The organism is Mycobacterium sp. 134, from assembly GCF_048282715.1.
Lineage (GTDB): Bacteria > Actinomycetota > Actinomycetes > Mycobacteriales > Mycobacteriaceae > Mycobacterium > Mycobacterium septicum.
On sequence record NZ_JBLVUN010000008.1, the window covers coordinates 4925603 to 4942190 of the forward strand.

The window sequence follows — 16588 nt, forward strand, 5'->3', positions numbered from 1 at the left end:
TACCGGAATCAGGCAGCCGTATCGCGGGCGGCACCGCCCTTGGCGCCGGCGGCCTTCTTCGTCGTACCGGTTCCGCGGTCGCTCTTCACTGCGCCATGCGTGCCGTCGGCATCCCGTACGCCGGTGTTCAGACGCTCACGAACCTTTGCCCGCTTGGCTTCCCGCTCTTGCTTGAGCAGGGTATCCACCGACACGCCACGTTCGGAGGCACCGAGCCTGTGCCGCGCCTTTGGCGCGGAACTCCGGGTCCCCTTGTCGCCTGCGTCGGCCTCAGTGGCAGAGCCGGTGCTGTTCGTATCCGAGGATCCCGGTTCAGCGGGGGCTTGCTCGACATCCCCCGGCTTGGTCACCGATTCCGGCTTGGTCACCGATTCCTGCTTGGTCACCGATTCCTGCTTGGTCACCGATTCCTGCTTGGTTCCGAGATTCAACGAAACCGCGCCTGCAGGAGCCGCTTTCGACGCTGAATCGGCGGCCTTGTCCTCGACGGCCGTGGAGAACGGGTGGTAGCCCCACTCGGTGCGGGTATTCGTATCCGGCAGGCCAGTCGCGCCCAGCGCCTTGTTGATCGCCTTCTGGAGGGCGGCCGAGAAATCGAGCGACCCGTGTTCAACCCCGTCGACCAGTCCCTCGACGGGCGAGATCAGGTTGGTGTCGACGAAACTCTGCGTGGCACGGACCGCCGTGGTGACCTCGGTGGTCAGCGCCTTGGGCAGGGCCGCCGCCTCAGCGGGAAGGCCGGCAGCGCCGAGGATGGCGGTCGCCATCTCCCCGGCGGCGTCGGACAGATCCACGATCGTGTTGGCGACAATGTCGTTCAGGTCGGCGGCAATTCCGACCGGCACCCTGATCAGATCGGCACCGACGGTGACGAGTTTGTTGCCGACGTTGAACCCGCCACCGATGAGCTGCGCCAGCGCCGTGGTGTAGGAGGCCGGATCCATTGGCTTGTCTCCGAGCGTCTTCAACGCGTCCTGTACCGCATAGATCGGGTACGCCAGCACCCAGGCGCCACCCTTCATCACCGTGTTGAATGCCTCACCACCGCCATTGACGAGACTGGAAGCCAGTCCCAAGGCGGCGTTGGAGGCTGCGGCGGCGGGCGCGATCGCCAATCCCTGAACCGCGGCGATGACAGCGTCGACGACGGCACTGTCCGACTGTTCGGCGGCCTGGTACAGCACGTCACTCAGCCCGTACAACGCCCCCGGCACCTGCTGCCATAGTCCGTCCACAAGAGAATTGGACGCGTTGACGACCGCCTGCCCGGTCCAGTCCACGGTCTGCAGGACCCCCTGGCCCACCGAAATCACTTGTTGCAGTGCCGAGCTGGCCAGCCCGGTGTAACTGGATGCCGCCAGCGGTTGGTTGATCAGGTTGGTGATGGCCCCGAGTGCCGCGGTCAGCGAGCCGGTCACCGCGTAGCCGATGGTCGCGGAGATCTGCGGGGGCAGCACCGCGATATCCACGTTCAGCGCGCCGACAGTTTTGATGAGTTCGCCGAAGTTGTGGGTCGACACGGCGCCGAGCGCGCCGAGCAGTGCGCGCAGCTGGTCGGAGTCGGTGGCGTTGACCAAGCCGTTCCACAGCTCGCCGTTCACGGCGTTGGCGCGCGTCAGCACGTCGACGAGTGAATTCCCCGGCGCCAGAGACGCTGCCGCGACCGTCTGCGTGACGTTGTCGAGTGTCGCTTGGAGGTTGGCGATCAGCGCTTGGACATCCGCCGGATCGATGGCGGCGCTGAGCTGAATATCCGGCACCGAGACGATCGGCAATGAAGCATCCCGTTTCCCGACAGGCTCCACAGCTGGTGCCAGCGCCAGGGTGCCGGCCATTGTGAGTGCCATACCAGCCGTCAGATAGGAACGGGCAGAGATCTCCATTGGCAACTTTTCCCCTATTGGCGCAGCCGATTGATCGCAAGGAACATATAGTTCGCCTAGCTTTACCGCAAGCGCGGCGGCCCGGCTGGGAACATGATTTTCATCTCAGTCAATATTCGCCGAAAACACCAGCGCGGCAACGTAATCTCACGTAGCGTTCGCGCTTTCGCAAATTTTCGGATGGACTCAACAGTGTCGTCACGTCGCGGAGAAACTCCCCCCATGCCGGCGCCGCGGCATGTGTGGCTGCTCGGTGCGACGGTGCCCGGAATGATTCCGCTGTCGTGGATCCTGGTGGGAACGACCGGCCTGAGCGCGTTCTGGTGGACCGGACCGGCGGTTACCTTCGGCGTCATCCCGCTTCTCGACCGCCTCGTCGGCTCCAACTCGAAGGACCTGCCCGAGGACATCCTTGAACGCATCGAGCACGATCGGTTCTACCGCTGGGCCACCTACTGGTTTCTGCCGAACCAGTATCTGGCGTTGATCTTTGCCTGCTGGCTCTGGGCCGGCGGCGGCTGGGTAGCGATGACCGTCGTCGACAAACTGGGATTGATGGTGACGGTGGGCATCGTCGGCGGCATAGCAATCAACACCGCGCACGAGCTGAGTCATAAGCGCAGCCGCACCGAACGTCGATTGGCAACGCTCGCACTCGTGCAGACCGGCTACGCGCACTTCATCGTCGAACACCAGCACGGTCACCACATTCGCGTTGCCACACCCGAGGACACCACTACTTCTCGAATGGGTCAGAACTACTACCGATTCGTTCCTCGATCAGTGTTCGGCGGGATCCACTTCGCCTGGGTTTACGAGCGGAAACGCTTGGCGCGCAGGGATAAATCGGCCTACTGCCTTGAGAACACGATCCTGAGAGGTTGGCTGCTGTGCCTGGCGACGGCCGCCGGCCTCGCGGTCTGGTTCGGTCCCACCGTTTTCCCGTGGCTTGCCGGGCAGGCCGTGATAGGTATCTGTGTGCTGGAAAGTGTCAACTACGTCGAGCACTACGGACTCAAGCGGCGAACGCTACCCGATGGTCGCTACGAGCCCGTGAACCCGTTGCACAGCTGGAACAGCAACACGATCGTCGCCAATGCATTTCTCTACCACCTGCAGCGCCATTCCGACCATCACGCCAACCCGATGCGCCGCTATCAAACGTTGCGGCACAACGAACAAGCGCCGCAACTACCCTTCGGCTATGCCACGATGATCGTGCTCGCGCTGATACCACCCATGTGGCGGCGCGTGATGGACCCTCGCGTCGCCGCGCACTACGGCGACATTCGGTTGGCCGGCCTGCACCCCCGCAGCCGGGAACGAACCATCCGCCGCTACGCCCTCGCGGGTCCGCAGCCTGACCAACCCGCCTGATCGCGATACCCAACCAGACGCGAAACCCCCCAAATTCCTCGGAACTTGGAGGGTTTCGCCCCGGGAGAATCCCGCCTGCGCGGGACTACTCGCCGAAAACTATTTGAGCAGGGCGCGGCTCATGACCACGCGCTGAATCTGGTTGGTGCCCTCGTAGATCTGAGTGATCTTGGCGTCACGCATCATCCGCTCGACCGGGAAGTCCACGGTGTAGCCCGCGCCGCCGAACAGCTGCACCGCGTCGGTGGTGACCTCCATGGCCACATCGGAGGCGAAGCACTTGCTCGCCGCCGAGATGAACCCGAGGTTGGTCTCGCCACGCTCGGCGCGCGCCGCGGCGTGGTAGACCATCAGGCGCGCAGCCTCCAACTTCATCGCCATGTCGGCCAGCATGAACTGCACAGCCTGGAAATCGGCGATGGCGGTACCGAACTGCTTGCGGTCCTTGGTGTAAGCGATCGCCGCGTCCAGAGCGCCCTGGGCGACACCGACCGCCTGCGCACCGATCGTCGGGCGAGTGTGGTCCAGGGTGGCCAACGCGGTCTTGAAACCGGTGCCGGGCTCACCGATGATCCGGTCGCCCGGGATGCGGCAGTTCTCGAAGTACAGCTCGGTGGTCGGGCTGCCCTTGATGCCGAGCTTGCGTTCCTTGGGGCCGACGCTGAAGCCCTCGTCATCCTTGTGCACGACGAACGCCGAAATGCCGTTGGCGCCCTTGTCCGGATCGGTCACCGCCATCACGGTGTACCAGGTCGACTTGCCGCCGTTGGTGATCCAGCACTTGGTGCCGTTGAGGATCCAGTCATCACCGTCGGCCTTGGCGCGGGTACGCATGCCCGCCGCATCCGAGCCGGCCTCACGCTCGGACAGCGCGTAGGAGGCCATCGCCTCGCCGGATGCCAGCGACGGCAGCACCTGCTTCTTCAGCTCGTCGGAGCCGCGCAGGATCAGGCCCATCGTGCCCAGCTTGTTGACCGCGGGGATCAGCGAGGCCGAGCAGTCCACCCGGGCCACTTCCTCGATCACGATGCAGGCCGCGACGGAGTCGGCACCCTGGCCGCCGTACTCCTCGGGGACGTGAACCGCGTTGAAACCCGAGGCGTTCAGTGCCTGCAGAGCTTCTTCCGGAAACCGGGCGTTCTCGTCGACGTCGGCAGCGTGCGGGGCGATTTCCTTCTCCGCCAGCGCCCGGATCGCCGCCCGAAGCTCCTGGTGCTCCTCAGGCAACTGAAACAAATCGAAAGATGGGTTACCGCCCCAGCCAGCCATGATCTTCTCCCTAGCTCTCGGCTCTCTTGGATCAATCGTTGCGCGGACTGCACATCGAGTACATCGCCCTGCTACTTTTGGTACTCAGTACCATAGCATCGGCACTCAGTCCCACGGAAGGTGCACCATGCCCGACCTGCCAAGCACTCGTGAGCGTCTGGTGAGCGCGGCATTCGAACTGTTCGAAGAACGCGGGTACGAAGCCACCAGCGTCGATGACATCGCGGCACGCGCGGGGGTCGGACGCACCACCGCGTTTCGTCAGTTCGGATCGAAAGAGGCGTTGATCTTTCCCGATCACGAGGCACTGCTGCGCCGCGCCGACGAGAGGTTGTCGGCGGTGCCGGCCGAAACGCTTCCCGCCGAGGTCATCGCGGTGGCAACGACGTCGGTGTTCGAGAACTACCTCGCCGAGGGTGAGCGTGCGCGGACGCGGTATCGGCTCACCCGCTCCGTACCTGCCCTCCGAGACTTCGAAACAGCCGTGACGTCGCGGTATGTCCGGCTGTTCACCAAACACCTGCGGACCGCGCCGACCGAGGATCGGACGGCGGACCTGCGCGCCGAACTATTCGCCAATGCCGTGGTCGTGGCACACAACCATGTTCTGCGCCGGTGGCTGCGCGGCGACGTGACCAACCCACGGTCGGACCTGGCCGAGGCCCTGGCCGCGACATGGCCGATCTACCGGGGCGGCAGTGGCCGCACCGCGGTTGTGGTGATGTCGACCGACGAACCGATCGAGTCGCTGACCCCCCGCATTCGCGAGCTGATCGGCGATTGACTCAGCCTTCGCCCAACAGGCGATCGCGCAGAGCCGCATCCTTCTTCAACACCATGGTTTCCAGGTCTGCCTGGAATCTCACCATCCGGTCCCGCAGCGCGGTATCGGATGAACCGAGGATCCGCACGGCCAGCAGGCCCGCGTTACGTGCTCCGCCGATGGAAACCGTGGCCACCGGCACCCCGGCGGGCATCTGCACGATGGACAGCAGGGAGTCCATGCCGTCCAACCGGGCCAGTGGTACCGGAACTCCGATGACCGGAAGCGGCGTGGCCGACGCCACCATGCCGGGCAGATGTGCGGCGCCTCCCGCTCCGGCGATGATCACCTCGATACCCCGGTCCGCCGCGGTCTTGGCGTAGTCGAGCATGCGCTGCGGGGTGCGGTGCGCGGAGACCACACCGACCTCGAACGGCACCTCGAACTCGGCGAGCGCGGTGGCCGCATCGGACATCACCGACCAGTCGCTGTCGCTGCCCATGATCAGGCCGACCCTGGCGTTAGTTCCCGGCATGTTCATCCCATCCGTCGGTCCACTCGCCGTGTGACAACCAGTGCGCTGCCCGCACCGCACGCTCGCGAAGTTCGTCCATGTCCGTGCCGATGATGTTGACGTGCCCGAGTTTGCGTCCGGACCGTTCACCCTTGCCGTACAGGTGCACCTTCGCGTCGGGGATCCGCGCGAAGAGGTGGTGCATCCTCTCGTCCATCGACATCGTCGGGGTCTGCGGCGCCCCGAGCACGTTGGCCATCACGGCAGCGGGTGCGATGGCCGAGGTGTCGCCGAGCGGGTAGTCCAGGACCGCCCGCAGATGCTGCTCGAACTGGCTGGTGACCGCGCCGTCCATGGTCCAGTGCCCGGAGTTGTGCGGACGCATGGCCAGCTCGTTGACCAGCAGCTTGCCATCGACCGTCTCGAACAGCTCAACCGCGAGCACCCCGACCACGCCCAGCTCGTTGGCCAGCCGCAGGCCGAGTTCCTGTGCGGCCGAGCCGAGTTCGTCGGACAGTCCGGGCGCCGGGGCGTACACCTCGACGCAGATGCCGTCGCGCTGCACGGTTTCCACCACCGGCCACGCCGCGCCCTGCCCGAACGGCGAGCGGGCCACCAGCGCGGCGAGCTCCCGGCGCATCGCGACGCGCTCCTCCGCCATCACCGCCACCCCGTCGGCCAGGTAGCCGGCCACCACCTCGCGTGCGGAGTCGAGGTCGTCGGCCATCACGACGCCCTTGCCGTCGTACCCACCGCGCACGGTCTTGATCACCACGGGGCCGTCGATCTGCCGCACGAATTCCTCGACGTCGGCCACCGAGGTGATCTCGGCGAAGCGCGGTACCGGGGCACCCAGGCTGTGCAGCTTGCGGCGCATCAGCAGCTTGTCCTGGGCATGCACCAGCGCCTGCGGTGGCGGGTTGACCGTGACCCCTTCGGCCACGAGCGTCTCCAGGTGCTCGGTGGGCACGTGCTCGTGGTCGAACGTCAACGCCGTCGCCCCGTCCGCGGCCCGGCGCAGCGCGTCCAGGTCGGTGTGGGAGCCGATGACGACGTCGGGAGTGACCTGCGCGGCGGATTCGTCCGGCCCGGCGGACAGCACCCGCAGGGTCTGCCCGAGCGCGATGGCCGCCTGGTGCGTCATCCTCGCGAGCTGGCCGCCACCGATCATCGCCACCACAGGAGGTTTCTTGGGAGTTGTCGGCACGCCCTCTATGGTGTCATGCGCGGATTCATGTCCTCGTCGTGACCGACTCATTGACCTGCGGTTAAGGTACGGCATCCGCAGCGATGCGGCATCGGACGGCGCATTTACGTACACTGCCTAGCTGTGTCCTTCGCCGATGCGACAATCGCTCGATTGCCGCGATTCGTCCGTCCTTACGCCGAGCGGCATCACGAACTGATCAAGTTCGCGATCGTCGGCGCGACGACGTTTGTCATCGATTCGGCGATCTTCTACACCCTCAAACTCACGGTGCTGGAGCCCAAGCCGGTCACCGCCAAGATCATCGCCGGCATCGTCGCGGTCATCGCCTCCTACATTCTCAACCGGGAATGGAGCTTCCAGAACCGCGGCGGCCGCGAGCGCCACCACGAGGCCCTGCTGTTCTTCGCGTTCAGCGGCGTGGGTGTGATGCTGTCGATGCTGCCGCTGTACTTCTCCAGCTATGTGCTGGGGCTCCGGGTTCCCGAGGTCTCGCTCACAGTCGAGAACATCGCCGACTTCATCTCGGCCTACGTCCTCGGCAATCTGCTGCAGATGGCGTTCCGGTTCTGGGCGTTCCGCCGCTGGGTGTTCCCCGACGAGTTCACCGACAAGCCCGATCTGGCTCTCGAGTCCACGCTCACCGGCGGCGGCTTCGCCGAGGCTTTCGAGGATCACGCCGAGCGCAAGGCCGCCAACGTGACGCCGCTACGACGGCCGAGCCGACGCGCGAAGGCGCGTCAGCTCGGCGACCCTTCGGACCCCAGGGTGTCCAAGACTTCGTGACACGGCGGGGGTGACCCCAACACGAAACGATGCGCCGGTTCAGCGACGGTCGAGCTGCGGAAAGAGTGTTTCCCGCGCCAGGAGCAAGATGGCCGCGGCGATCGGAATTGCAAGTAATGCACCTACGATGCCGAGCAGCGCCCCACCGAGCAGTACAGCGACAACGGTCACCAGGGGCGGCACCTGGACGGTCCGTCCGATGATCCGTGGCACCAGCAAATAGTCCTCGACGAGTCGCAGAGCGATGAAGAACACCACTGTGGCGAGTGAAACGGGTACCGACACCGTCAAAGCAACCAACGCCACGACGATGCCGGCGATCGTCGATCCGACAATCGGGATCAGGTCCAGCACCGCGACCAGCACGGCGAGCAGCAGCGGGTAGGGCACCCCGAAGGCGATCAGCCAGATGAAGGTGAGGACTGCGGTGATCACCGAGATCAGGATGTTTCCCAGTACGTATCCGCCTACCTTGGCGAGAATTTCATCGCCGATCAGGATGGTGCGCGGACGCCGGGAATTGGGTGCCAGCCGATAGAGCGACGCGCGGATCCGGGCGAAGTTGGCGAGGAAGTAGGCGGTGAGCACCAGCACGATCATCGCTCCGCTTACGGCACTGAACACGAATTCCCCGGCACCGACGATCCCCCCGACGATGTTGGGAACGTTTCCTCCTCCGAGCGCCTCCCGGAGCTTGTCCTGGAGGTGGAATCGACTGTCGAGCTGGTCGATGGCGGGGTAACGCTGCTGAAGGTGGTGCAGGTAGGCCGGGCTGTTGTGGACGAGTGCGCTGCCCTGCGCGACCATCGGCGGGATCGCGGCCGCCAGGAACCCCGCGAGCATGCCGAAAGCCACCAGAAAGACCAGGGTCACAGCTGCCCAGCGAGGAATGCGGTGTCGCACCAACCAGGACACGGCGGGTTCGAGACCGACCGCGAGAAATGCGGCGATGACGAAGAGGACCAGAACCCCCCGGGCGGTGATCAGCAACTGGATCCCGCCGTAGGTGACGGCCACCCCTGCCGCGGCGAGAACGCCGATCATGAATGGCGACTTGCGGTTGAACCTGGGACCCGCCTCGCCCAACGGATGGGCGGTTGAGCTGATCCGCGCCGCGTCCTCCTCTGCGGCGATGATCGCCTGACCTTCGGCCTCGGTATGGGGTTGACCGACGGCGTTGTTGTGCGCCGCCGGACCCACAGCCGTTGGTGACGAATCGTTTTCAGGTTCAAGCATCGGAACCTCCAGCACCTTGGCGAAGTGCGCGCTCAGTCCCGCAATATTCCGTCAGTCCTTGAAGGCGTCCTTGACCTTCTCGCCGGCCTGCTTGAGGTTGCCCTTGGCCTGATCCTTTTGTCCCGCGGTCTGGGTGTCCTTGTCTCCGGTTGCCTCCCCGACCTTTTCCTTGGCCTTCCCAGCCAACTCCTCGACCTTGTTCTTGGCCTTGTCGACGGCGCTCATGCGCTTCCTCCCGATCTGGGTGCTACCAAGCCGCGGTTCGCGACCTGGGAATGACTCGGCGTGGGAACGATGTTCGGCCACGGCTGCCAACCATCGGATACCCATCCCGACGATGCCTAACCGTCCGTGGGAGCCTCGGTCAGCCGGCACCCGGAACACCATCGCGCGCGGCAACAGATGCTGCGTCATGGGTATCGAAAACCTCGATGACAACATCGCGGTCGCGGTAGCAGCCGAGCGAAATGAGCCCCGGCGTCGCCGCGATGACCCTGTTGGCCTCGTCACCGCTGAGCGGGTAGTCGGCCACGTCGTGGCGCCAGTGTGCCGCGATCACGGTCGCACCGCGGGCCAACTGCGGACACTCGCGGCGGAGCAGCTCGGCCAGCAACCGCTCCTCCAGGTAATACGCCACTTCGGAGAGCACCAGTAGGTCGAAAGGTCCTGGCGGCCAGGGATCGTCGAGAGAGCCACGCGCCAGGGTGACACGATCCCGCAGCTCATCGCGGCCGCTGTCGGCACGCAGTCGCACGTCGGCGATATCCAGCGCGGCGCCCGCCACATCCATCGCGGTGACGTGATCGCAGCGCTCGGTGAGCAACGCCGTGAGAGTACCGATCGAGCAACCCGGCTCGAAGGCATGCCGATACCGCCGCTGCGGCAGCATCGACAGCGTGATCGCGTACTTGCGTTGCTCGTACCAGCGGGTGGCCAGTCGCCATGGGTCGGCCGAATTCGCGTACATGCGGTCGAAGTACGAGTCGGGTAGGCGCTCCGTCACCGGAACACCATCTCCCCGACCGCGAGCAGCCGAGGCAACACGAACGGTGGCAGCACGGGGCACGCCCCCGGTGCCGGCGGGAGGAACTGGCTACGGAAGCATTGCGCGGCAGCTTGTTTGCGGCCCACGGCGGAAGCCGTCAACGGCACCATGAGCGCCCGATCCCAGGGCACTGCGGAGTCTCCGGGTGTGGCCCAGTGCCACATCCAGACCGGGTACTCCAACAGAACCGCCTCGGTACGGTGCACAGCGGTGGCAGCTGCTCGTCCAACCGCTTCGTGATCGGGGTGCCCGTCGCCGCGCCAGGTCGTCACACACCAGGTGCCCGGCGGGCACGCCTCGAGTATCCCGGTCAGCAGATCGGCAAGCGCATCTTGGTGGCCGGCGAGTTCACCGTCGGGCAATGCGAGGCTGATCGGCTCCCTCACACCGAGAATCCTTGTGGCTTTTCTCAACTCGGCGCTTCTGATGCGTTCCAGTCGAATACGTTCGAGCGGGGTGTGAGCCTCCTGGGCGGCACCGCCGTCACTGACAGACACCACCCGGACATCGATACCCCGCTCCGCCAACAGCGCCATGGTCGCCCCGAAGCCAAGGGTCTCGTCGTCGGGATGCGGCGCGACCACCACCAGCGCGGGACATGCCGCGAGGTCCAGCTCGCCGAAGGAGCGGCTCCAGGTCGTCCAGGCATGACCCGGAGTGCCACCACAGCTCAGTGGCCGTGCCCCGAAGCGCGCTTCGTTGCCGCACAGTTCAGCGTGCTCTGCGGCTGTCATCGGTGCTCCCCTGCCAGCTTTCCCAGCGCGGCGAGGTCACGCTCGGCGTGGCTCTGCCGCACGTAGATCGTCAGATCCGCGACGCGACGTGCGTGTTGGGCGTCCTGGCACAGCGGCGCGGGCCCGAGGGCGCGGCCAGTCCGGGTGATCGCCGTATCGACAGCGGTTTCGGCGACGGCGCGGGTTCGCCGGGCCAGCAGCTGGCCGGACCCGGACCGGTCGAAAGGGTCAGCGTCGGTCGCCTCGGCCGCCGCGGCCAGCATCGCGTCGGCCGCCGCGATCGCGGCGTCGACGGCCCCGAGGTGGGCCAGCGCGTGTGCATCAGCAGCTCCGCGGGCGACACGGTCGTACAGGGGCACGGCGACCGCGCGGGCAGCACCGACCCAACACGCCGCGACGCCGATCGCACCGTGCCAGAATCCGGGGCGATCCAGATAGTCACCGGGACTGCCGACCGGCGTCGCGTGCGCGCTGCTGAATTGGACCGAGCGGGTATCGCTGGCCGCCATGCCGGGATTCCTCCAGGTGCTGGGCAACGGGCGCACCCTGTCGCTGCTCGTCGCCACTGCGTACAGCGCGCGTTGGCCGTCGCCGCGGCGGGCCGTCACCAGCGCGTGTGTGCACAAGCCCGCTCCCGAGCACCACGCTTTGGTGCCCGACAGCCTGACCGCTTCTGTTTCGCTGTCTCCGGTGGTGTGCGCATTGAGTACCGCATCTGGATCTTCGGCGGCCCACACCCCCCACAGCTCGCCTGGCGCAGGCGGTTTGGCACCCAGCTCGTCGAGGATCGCGACGGCGTCGACGTGGGCTTCTGCCAGGCGCCCGGCGACGACGTCGATCTCCGTCAGCTCCGCAAGCCGTTGCCAACGCCGCGCCGTTGCACCGGAACCCGGCAGTGGCAGGTCCAACCGGCCGGACTCCAGCCAGCTCCGAACCAGACCGGCCGTCATGCGGGATCCTTTTCGGCCGAACGAAATACCGACCGCGACATATCACGGAGGTAGCTCGCGAAGCCGCCGGCGCCCGGCCGTTCCGGCGCGCTGACGTGGTCACCGACAGCGTCGAGTCCCGTTCTATCCGGTAGCCGGCGGTCTCGAACCTTTCGACCAGTTCGACATCCTCCCCGGTGGCCAGGGGGCGGAAACCCCCGAGCGTCCAGTACGCATCGGCACGAAAACCCATATTGGCGCCATGGATGTGGTTGTGGTCCTTGGGATCCCGCGCACTCGACTCGTAGGAACGCAGGTAGCGCCTGGCCAGCGCGACGGGGTGATGCCGCCAGTCCGCCACCCGCACCACGCCCAGCACCATGGCAGCCGCCGACGCGGTCTGCCGAAGCAGCCAGTCGGGGTCCACCTGGCTGTCGGCGTCGGTGGTGGCGTACCAGGCGCGGGAGTCGTCGACGTGATTGCACAGCGAGCGTGCATAGGCGAAACCGGCGGCTCGGCTCGCGCCGACGTTGCCCGCCTCCACGCTGACGAAGTGGAGGTCGTGACCGAACTCGCCCGCCAGCTCGGCGCTGCCGTCGTCACAAGCGTCCAGGACGACGACGGTCAGAACCGGGATCGGGCAGCAGGCCGCGGCCGTGGTCACCGCACGCAGACAGCGCGGCAGCAGAGCCGCTTCGTTGTGGGCCGGAATGACGACGACTGCCTGATCGAAGGCGGTCACCGGTTGCACCCGTGCGGTCATGCCTGACAGATAGCCGTTTTGACCGGGTTTCACACCCGCCCGGGCAAAGGGCGCGTCAGCTGGGCGACTCTTCGGACCCCAAGGTGTCGAAGACTTCGTGATACAGCAGTGAATGCACCTGTTCCACGCGCGGAATGTCGTGGAATTCAAGGGGATCCTGCGACGCCGACTCGATGATCAAGGTGCCGGTGCGCAACAGCCGGTCGATCAGCCCGTGCCGGAATTCGACGCTGTTGATCCGCGCCAGCGGGATGTCGATGCCCGAGCGGGTCAGCACCCCGTGCCGGAACATCACCCGCCGGTCGGTGATGACGAAATGCGTGGTCCACCAGTTCAGGAACGGCCAGACCGTGAGCCAGCCGACCACGATGAGCCAGATCGCCCCGATCACGATGAACAGCACGTTCTTGGCGGTGGCCTGCCAGTCCATGGTGTTGACAACGGCGGCGACGAACGCCGACGCCGCGGTGGTCAGGACCAGGATCAGGACCGCACCGATCAGACGTTTCCAGTGCGGATGCCGATGCAGCACCACCTGCTCGTCGTTTGCCAGCACATTCTCCGGGTACCCCACGGCAGCACTCTACGGCGCATCGGGGCGCAGGTGCGTGATGTCGCCTGCAGAAACCGTGGCCCGCTGAGCTCCGGTGTCGATGATCAGCCGCCCGAGTTGGTCGACGTCGACGGCCGTGCCCACCAACTCGTTGTCGCCGGGCAGGATCGCGCGGACCCGGCTGCCGATGGTGACGCTGCGAGCGCGGTAGTCGGCGGCCAGCCCCGGATCGGCATTGCGCCAGCCGGCGAACCGGGCGGCCAGATGTCGGAGCAGCGCCTGAGCCAGCGGGTTGCGGTCCACCGTTCCGGCGCCGAGCTGCGTCAGTGAGGTGGCCCGTGGGTCGGGGGCCTCGTCGGTGGTCATCGTCACGTTCAAGCCGAGCCCGACGACGACGACCGGCGCGGGCGACGCCACCTCGGCGAGGATCCCGGCCAGCTTCCCGCCGCCCGGGCCGACCAGGACGTCGTTGGGCCATTTCAGACCGACGCGTACGCCCGTGACCTCGGCGACGGCGTCGACGACGGCGACGCCGGTGGCCAACGGCAGCCACCCCCAGGTATCCGCGGGAACTCCTGCCGCGTCGACTCCGACCGACAATGCCAGCTGTGACCGTGGCGGCGCCGACCACTGCCTGCCATGCCGGCCGCGCCCGGCGTTCTGGTACTCGGCCAACAACACCGCGCCGGCGATCTTCTCACCGGCGGCCGCCCGCGTGATCAGATCGGCGTTGGTCGACCCGGTCTCGTCGACGACATCGAGTTGATGCCACGGGGCGCTCAACGATTCCCGCAGGGCGGCGACATCGAGCGGCGGGCGGTTCGGCTGGCGATCATCCATGGGCCGTCAGCCTATTCGCATCGGTGATGAACTACCGATTGGCCAGGTTGGCCGCGACCTCCTCGTGCCACAGCTCGTTGGCGTGCGTGGTGTCGACCTCCTGCTCGAACCGCGCGGTCATGTCCGGGGCGACGTCGGCGACGTCTACGTAGAACTGCTCGTACCAACGGCGATGGTGATAGACCGGGCCGTCCTCCTCGGTCAGCAGGGGGTTGTCGATCCGCGTCTTGTTCTTCCAGATCTCGACGTCCTCCATGAAGCCGTCCCCGAAGGACCGGCTCATCGCCGCCGCGAGTTTCTCGGCCTTGTCCGCGGGCAACCCGGGGTTCCGCTGGACCGCGACTCCCCACTGGAGCACGAACGAATTGTGCGTCACCGGGTAGTGACAGTTGATCAGCGCGATCTCGACCGTGAAGTCCGGCGCGAGATCGTTGTGCAGCCAGTTGATCATGTACGCCGGGCCGAAATACGTTGCCTCCGAACGCAGGTAGGTGCCGTCCCACAGTTCTCTTGTGGCGTAGTCCGGGCGCGGCTTGGATTCCATGAACTGGCTGGCGGTGTGGCCTTCGATGACGTTCTTGAAGTACGTCGGGTAGGCGTGGTGGATGTAGAAGAAGTGCGCCATGTCGACGTTGTTGTCGACGATCTCGCGGCAATGCGACCCTTCGATGAGAAGCGAATTCCATTGCCACGGTGACCAGATGCCCTCGTCGTAGCCCTCGATCGTGGGCGGGGTCAGCTCGGTGGCCGGTGCGGAGCCTTCCGGGTCATGCCAGACCAGCAGCTGACCGTTGACCTCGGTGGTGGGCCACTTGCGGGTACGCGCGAGCCGTGGAGTGCGTTTGGCATACGGCACCAGCTTGCACTTTCCGTCGCTTCCCCAGCGCCAGTCGTGGAACGGACACGCCAGGTTGTCGTCCTTGACCGACCCCATCGACAGGTCGCCGCCCATGTGCCGGCAGTACGAATCGAGCACGTGCAGTTCACCGGCCGAGTCGGAATAGACGACGAGCTTGGTACCGAAAGCCTCGACGCCGTGCGGCTGCCCGTCACGGAACGTCTCAGCGAGCCCGATGCAATGCCAGCCGCGGGCGAACCGCGTCATCTCCGCGCCGGCGTCGATTTCCCGGATGTCACTCATACATCTCGTCCTAACATGTCTTTGACCGCCAGGTGGCTGAACAGCATGCTGGTTCCGATCGGATTTCCGCCGCCCGGATACGCGGTGCCGCTGGGGGCAGCCATGGTGTTGCCCGCGGCATACAGACCGGCGATCACCTGTCCGTCGACGTCGAGTACCCGGGCCGCGGTATCGGTACGCAACCCGCCCTTGGTGCCGAGGTCGGAGATTCCGAACGCGGCGGCATGGAAGGGACCCTTCTCGATCGCGACGAGCGGGGATGCCCCACCGGAGAAGGCACGGTCGTAGGCCTCGTCACCGCGACCGAATTCCTCGTCCGACCCGGCGGCGACGAAGCCGTTGAAGCGTGCCACGGTGGCGGTCAGGTTCTCGGCCGGGACGCCGATCTCGGCCGCCAGCTCCTCCAGGGTGTCGGCGGTATGCCACAACCCGGCGTCGATGTAGCGCTGCGTGTCGACCATCGAGACGTTCGTCGCCTTGACCGGCGGCACTTCTCCCTCGCGGTCGTCGTAGATCATCCAGTACGGCAACGTCATCGAACCGTCGGCCAGCCGCGGCAGGATCGCCCGGCCGATGCGGTCGTAGGCCGCCGACTCGTTGACGAATCGCTGCCCGTTCTGGTCGACGAAGATGCCGCCGGTGAACCACAGCGCGAACGCGGAGCGCCCGTCGGGGTGTGTCAGGCCCGGTGACCACCAGGCCTGCTCCATGAGGTCGACGTCGGCGCCGACGGCCATCGCCGCCTGATGCGCGCGGCCGAGGTTCGCCGGCGGTCCCATGGTGTCGCGGGCGACGCCCGGCACACCGTATTCACGGCGCAGTTCGTCGTTGCCTTCGAAGCCGCCGGCCGCGAGCAGCACGCCGCGCCGGGCCCGGATGGCTTGGCGCTCACCGTCGGATTCGACGATCGCACCCGTCACGACGCCGTCCTCGACGACCAACTCCACCAGCGGGGTGTTACGCCGCACCGAGGCATTCGGGTACTGCTCGATGGCTTTGAGGAACCGGGCGATCAGCGCCCGGCCGCCGATGAAGTAGTCGTCGGGCTGCTCGGTGCCGAGCCGGTCGGCGTCGAGCGGGCCCCGCACCAGCTCGCGCAGGTGCGGGGCTTTCTCCACCTTGAGCGGCCGGGCCGCGATGTGGCGTTGACCGTCGGTGCGGGCCTTGGGTGCCTTGCCGAAATAGTCGGGCCACGGCATCGGCGCGAACTTGAGATTGTCGTCGGCTTCCAGATACTCGATCAGCCCGGCGCCGCCGCGGACGTAGGTGTCCTGCAGTTCCCGCGGAGTGCGGTCGCCGACGACGGCGTGGTAGTACTCCAGCGCGTCCTCGATGGTGTCGTCGGTGCCGGCCCGCTTGAGCACCGGGTTGCACGGGAACCACACTCCGCCGCCCCCGGAATACGCTGTGGTGCCGCCGAATTTGTCGCTGGCCTCCACCAGGATCACCGACAGACCTTCGCGGGCCGCGGTGTAGGCGCCGGCCACGCCACCACCGCCGGACCCGGCGACGAGAACGTCACATTCGTCTGTCCACTTCATGCGGCCC

Annotated in this window: 16 protein-coding genes and 1 pseudogene; 3 read left to right on the forward strand and 14 right to left on the reverse strand. The window is 66.4% G+C overall.

Features of this window, described 5'->3' with window-relative positions; translation table 11 throughout:
• Nucleotides 1-8 precede the first annotated feature (8 nt).
• Nucleotides 9-1835 (reverse strand): hypothetical protein, encoded by a 1827-nt coding sequence (locus ACNQVK_RS28215; protein ID WP_418032165.1) that lies wholly within the window; start codon nt 1833-1835, stop codon nt 9-11.
• A gap of 270 nt (nt 1836-2105) precedes the next feature.
• On the opposite strand from ACNQVK_RS28215, the gene ACNQVK_RS28220 reads away from it, so the two are divergent.
• Complete coding sequence (locus tag ACNQVK_RS28220) at nt 2106-3260, forward strand: alkane 1-monooxygenase (protein WP_418032166.1); 1155 nt, start codon at nt 2106-2108, stop codon at nt 3258-3260.
• Nucleotides 3261-3359: 99 nt separating this feature from the next.
• On the opposite strand, the gene ACNQVK_RS28225 is transcribed toward ACNQVK_RS28220, so the two are convergent.
• Nucleotides 3360-4529 carry an acyl-CoA dehydrogenase gene (locus tag ACNQVK_RS28225; protein ID WP_044516655.1) on the reverse strand — a complete coding sequence of 390 codons (1170 nt, stop codon included), beginning with the start codon at nt 4527-4529 and terminating at the stop codon, nt 3360-3362.
• A gap of 127 nt (nt 4530-4656) precedes the next feature.
• On the opposite strand from ACNQVK_RS28225, the gene ACNQVK_RS28230 reads away from it, so the two are divergent.
• A complete protein-coding gene (locus ACNQVK_RS28230; RefSeq protein ID WP_418032167.1) occupies nt 4657-5313 on the forward strand; it encodes a TetR/AcrR family transcriptional regulator in 657 nt (218 codons plus the stop codon).
• A 1-nt stretch (nt 5314) separates the two neighbouring features.
• Here the strand turns inward: ACNQVK_RS28230 and purE are convergent, their stop codons facing one another.
• A complete protein-coding gene (purE, locus tag ACNQVK_RS28235; protein WP_407939412.1) occupies nt 5315-5827 on the reverse strand; it encodes a 5-(carboxyamino)imidazole ribonucleotide mutase in 513 nt (170 codons plus the stop codon).
• Nucleotides 5814-7064, reverse strand: a complete 1251-nt coding sequence (locus tag ACNQVK_RS28240) for a 5-(carboxyamino)imidazole ribonucleotide synthase (protein ID WP_418032168.1) — start codon at nt 7062-7064, stop codon at nt 5814-5816. The genes purE and ACNQVK_RS28240 overlap by 14 nt, the downstream gene beginning before the upstream one ends.
• A 72-nt stretch (nt 7065-7136) precedes the next feature.
• Here ACNQVK_RS28240 and ACNQVK_RS28245 point away from each other — a divergent pair, with 72 nt between their 5' ends.
• The gene (locus tag ACNQVK_RS28245; protein ID WP_418032169.1) at nt 7137-7799 is read left to right on the forward strand and encodes a GtrA family protein; all 663 of its coding nucleotides are present in this window, start codon (nt 7137-7139) and stop codon (nt 7797-7799) included.
• Between the two features lie 39 nt (nt 7800-7838).
• Here ACNQVK_RS28245 and ACNQVK_RS28250 read toward each other — a convergent pair whose 3' ends face one another.
• The 10 genes and pseudogenes from ACNQVK_RS28250 to ACNQVK_RS28295 form a co-directional block, all read right to left on the reverse strand.
• Nucleotides 7839-9035: an AI-2E family transporter gene (locus tag ACNQVK_RS28250; RefSeq protein ID WP_418032170.1), complete on the reverse strand. Its 1197-nt coding sequence runs from the start codon at nt 9033-9035 to the stop codon at nt 7839-7841.
• A 51-nt stretch (nt 9036-9086) separates the two neighbouring features.
• Entirely contained in the window at nt 9087-9260 is a 174-nt protein-coding gene (locus ACNQVK_RS28255) for a CsbD family protein (RefSeq protein ID WP_418032171.1), read from the reverse strand.
• A gap of 139 nt (nt 9261-9399) precedes the next feature.
• Nucleotides 9400-10038, reverse strand: coding sequence for an SAM-dependent methyltransferase (locus ACNQVK_RS28260; protein ID WP_418032172.1), 639 nt, complete (start codon nt 10036-10038; stop codon nt 9400-9402).
• Nucleotides 10035-10814: a PIG-L deacetylase family protein gene (locus ACNQVK_RS28265; protein WP_418032173.1), complete on the reverse strand. Its 780-nt coding sequence runs from the start codon at nt 10812-10814 to the stop codon at nt 10035-10037. Before ACNQVK_RS28265 ends, ACNQVK_RS28260 begins: the two co-directional genes overlap by 4 nt.
• Nucleotides 10811-11764 carry an acyl-CoA dehydrogenase gene (locus ACNQVK_RS28270; protein ID WP_418032174.1) on the reverse strand — a complete coding sequence of 318 codons (954 nt, stop codon included), beginning with the start codon at nt 11762-11764 and terminating at the stop codon, nt 10811-10813. The genes ACNQVK_RS28265 and ACNQVK_RS28270 overlap by 4 nt, the downstream gene beginning before the upstream one ends.
• A pseudogene (locus ACNQVK_RS28275) lies at nt 11761-12506 on the reverse strand (glycosyltransferase). Before ACNQVK_RS28275 ends, ACNQVK_RS28270 begins: the two are co-directional and overlap by 4 nt.
• Before the next feature lie 55 nt (nt 12507-12561).
• Nucleotides 12562-13080: a PH domain-containing protein gene (locus tag ACNQVK_RS28280; protein WP_418032175.1), complete on the reverse strand. Its 519-nt coding sequence runs from the start codon at nt 13078-13080 to the stop codon at nt 12562-12564.
• 9 nt (nt 13081-13089) lie between these two features.
• Nucleotides 13090-13899 (reverse strand): biotin--[acetyl-CoA-carboxylase] ligase, encoded by an 810-nt coding sequence (locus tag ACNQVK_RS28285; protein WP_418032176.1) that lies wholly within the window; start codon nt 13897-13899, stop codon nt 13090-13092.
• A 31-nt stretch (nt 13900-13930) separates the two neighbouring features.
• Nucleotides 13931-15040, reverse strand: a complete 1110-nt coding sequence (locus tag ACNQVK_RS28290; protein WP_418032177.1) for a Rieske 2Fe-2S domain-containing protein — start codon at nt 15038-15040, stop codon at nt 13931-13933.
• Nucleotides 15037-16581: an FAD-binding protein gene (locus ACNQVK_RS28295; protein ID WP_418032178.1), complete on the reverse strand. Its 1545-nt coding sequence runs from the start codon at nt 16579-16581 to the stop codon at nt 15037-15039. The genes ACNQVK_RS28290 and ACNQVK_RS28295 overlap by 4 nt, the downstream gene beginning before the upstream one ends.
• Nucleotides 16582-16588: the final 7 nt, after the last annotated feature.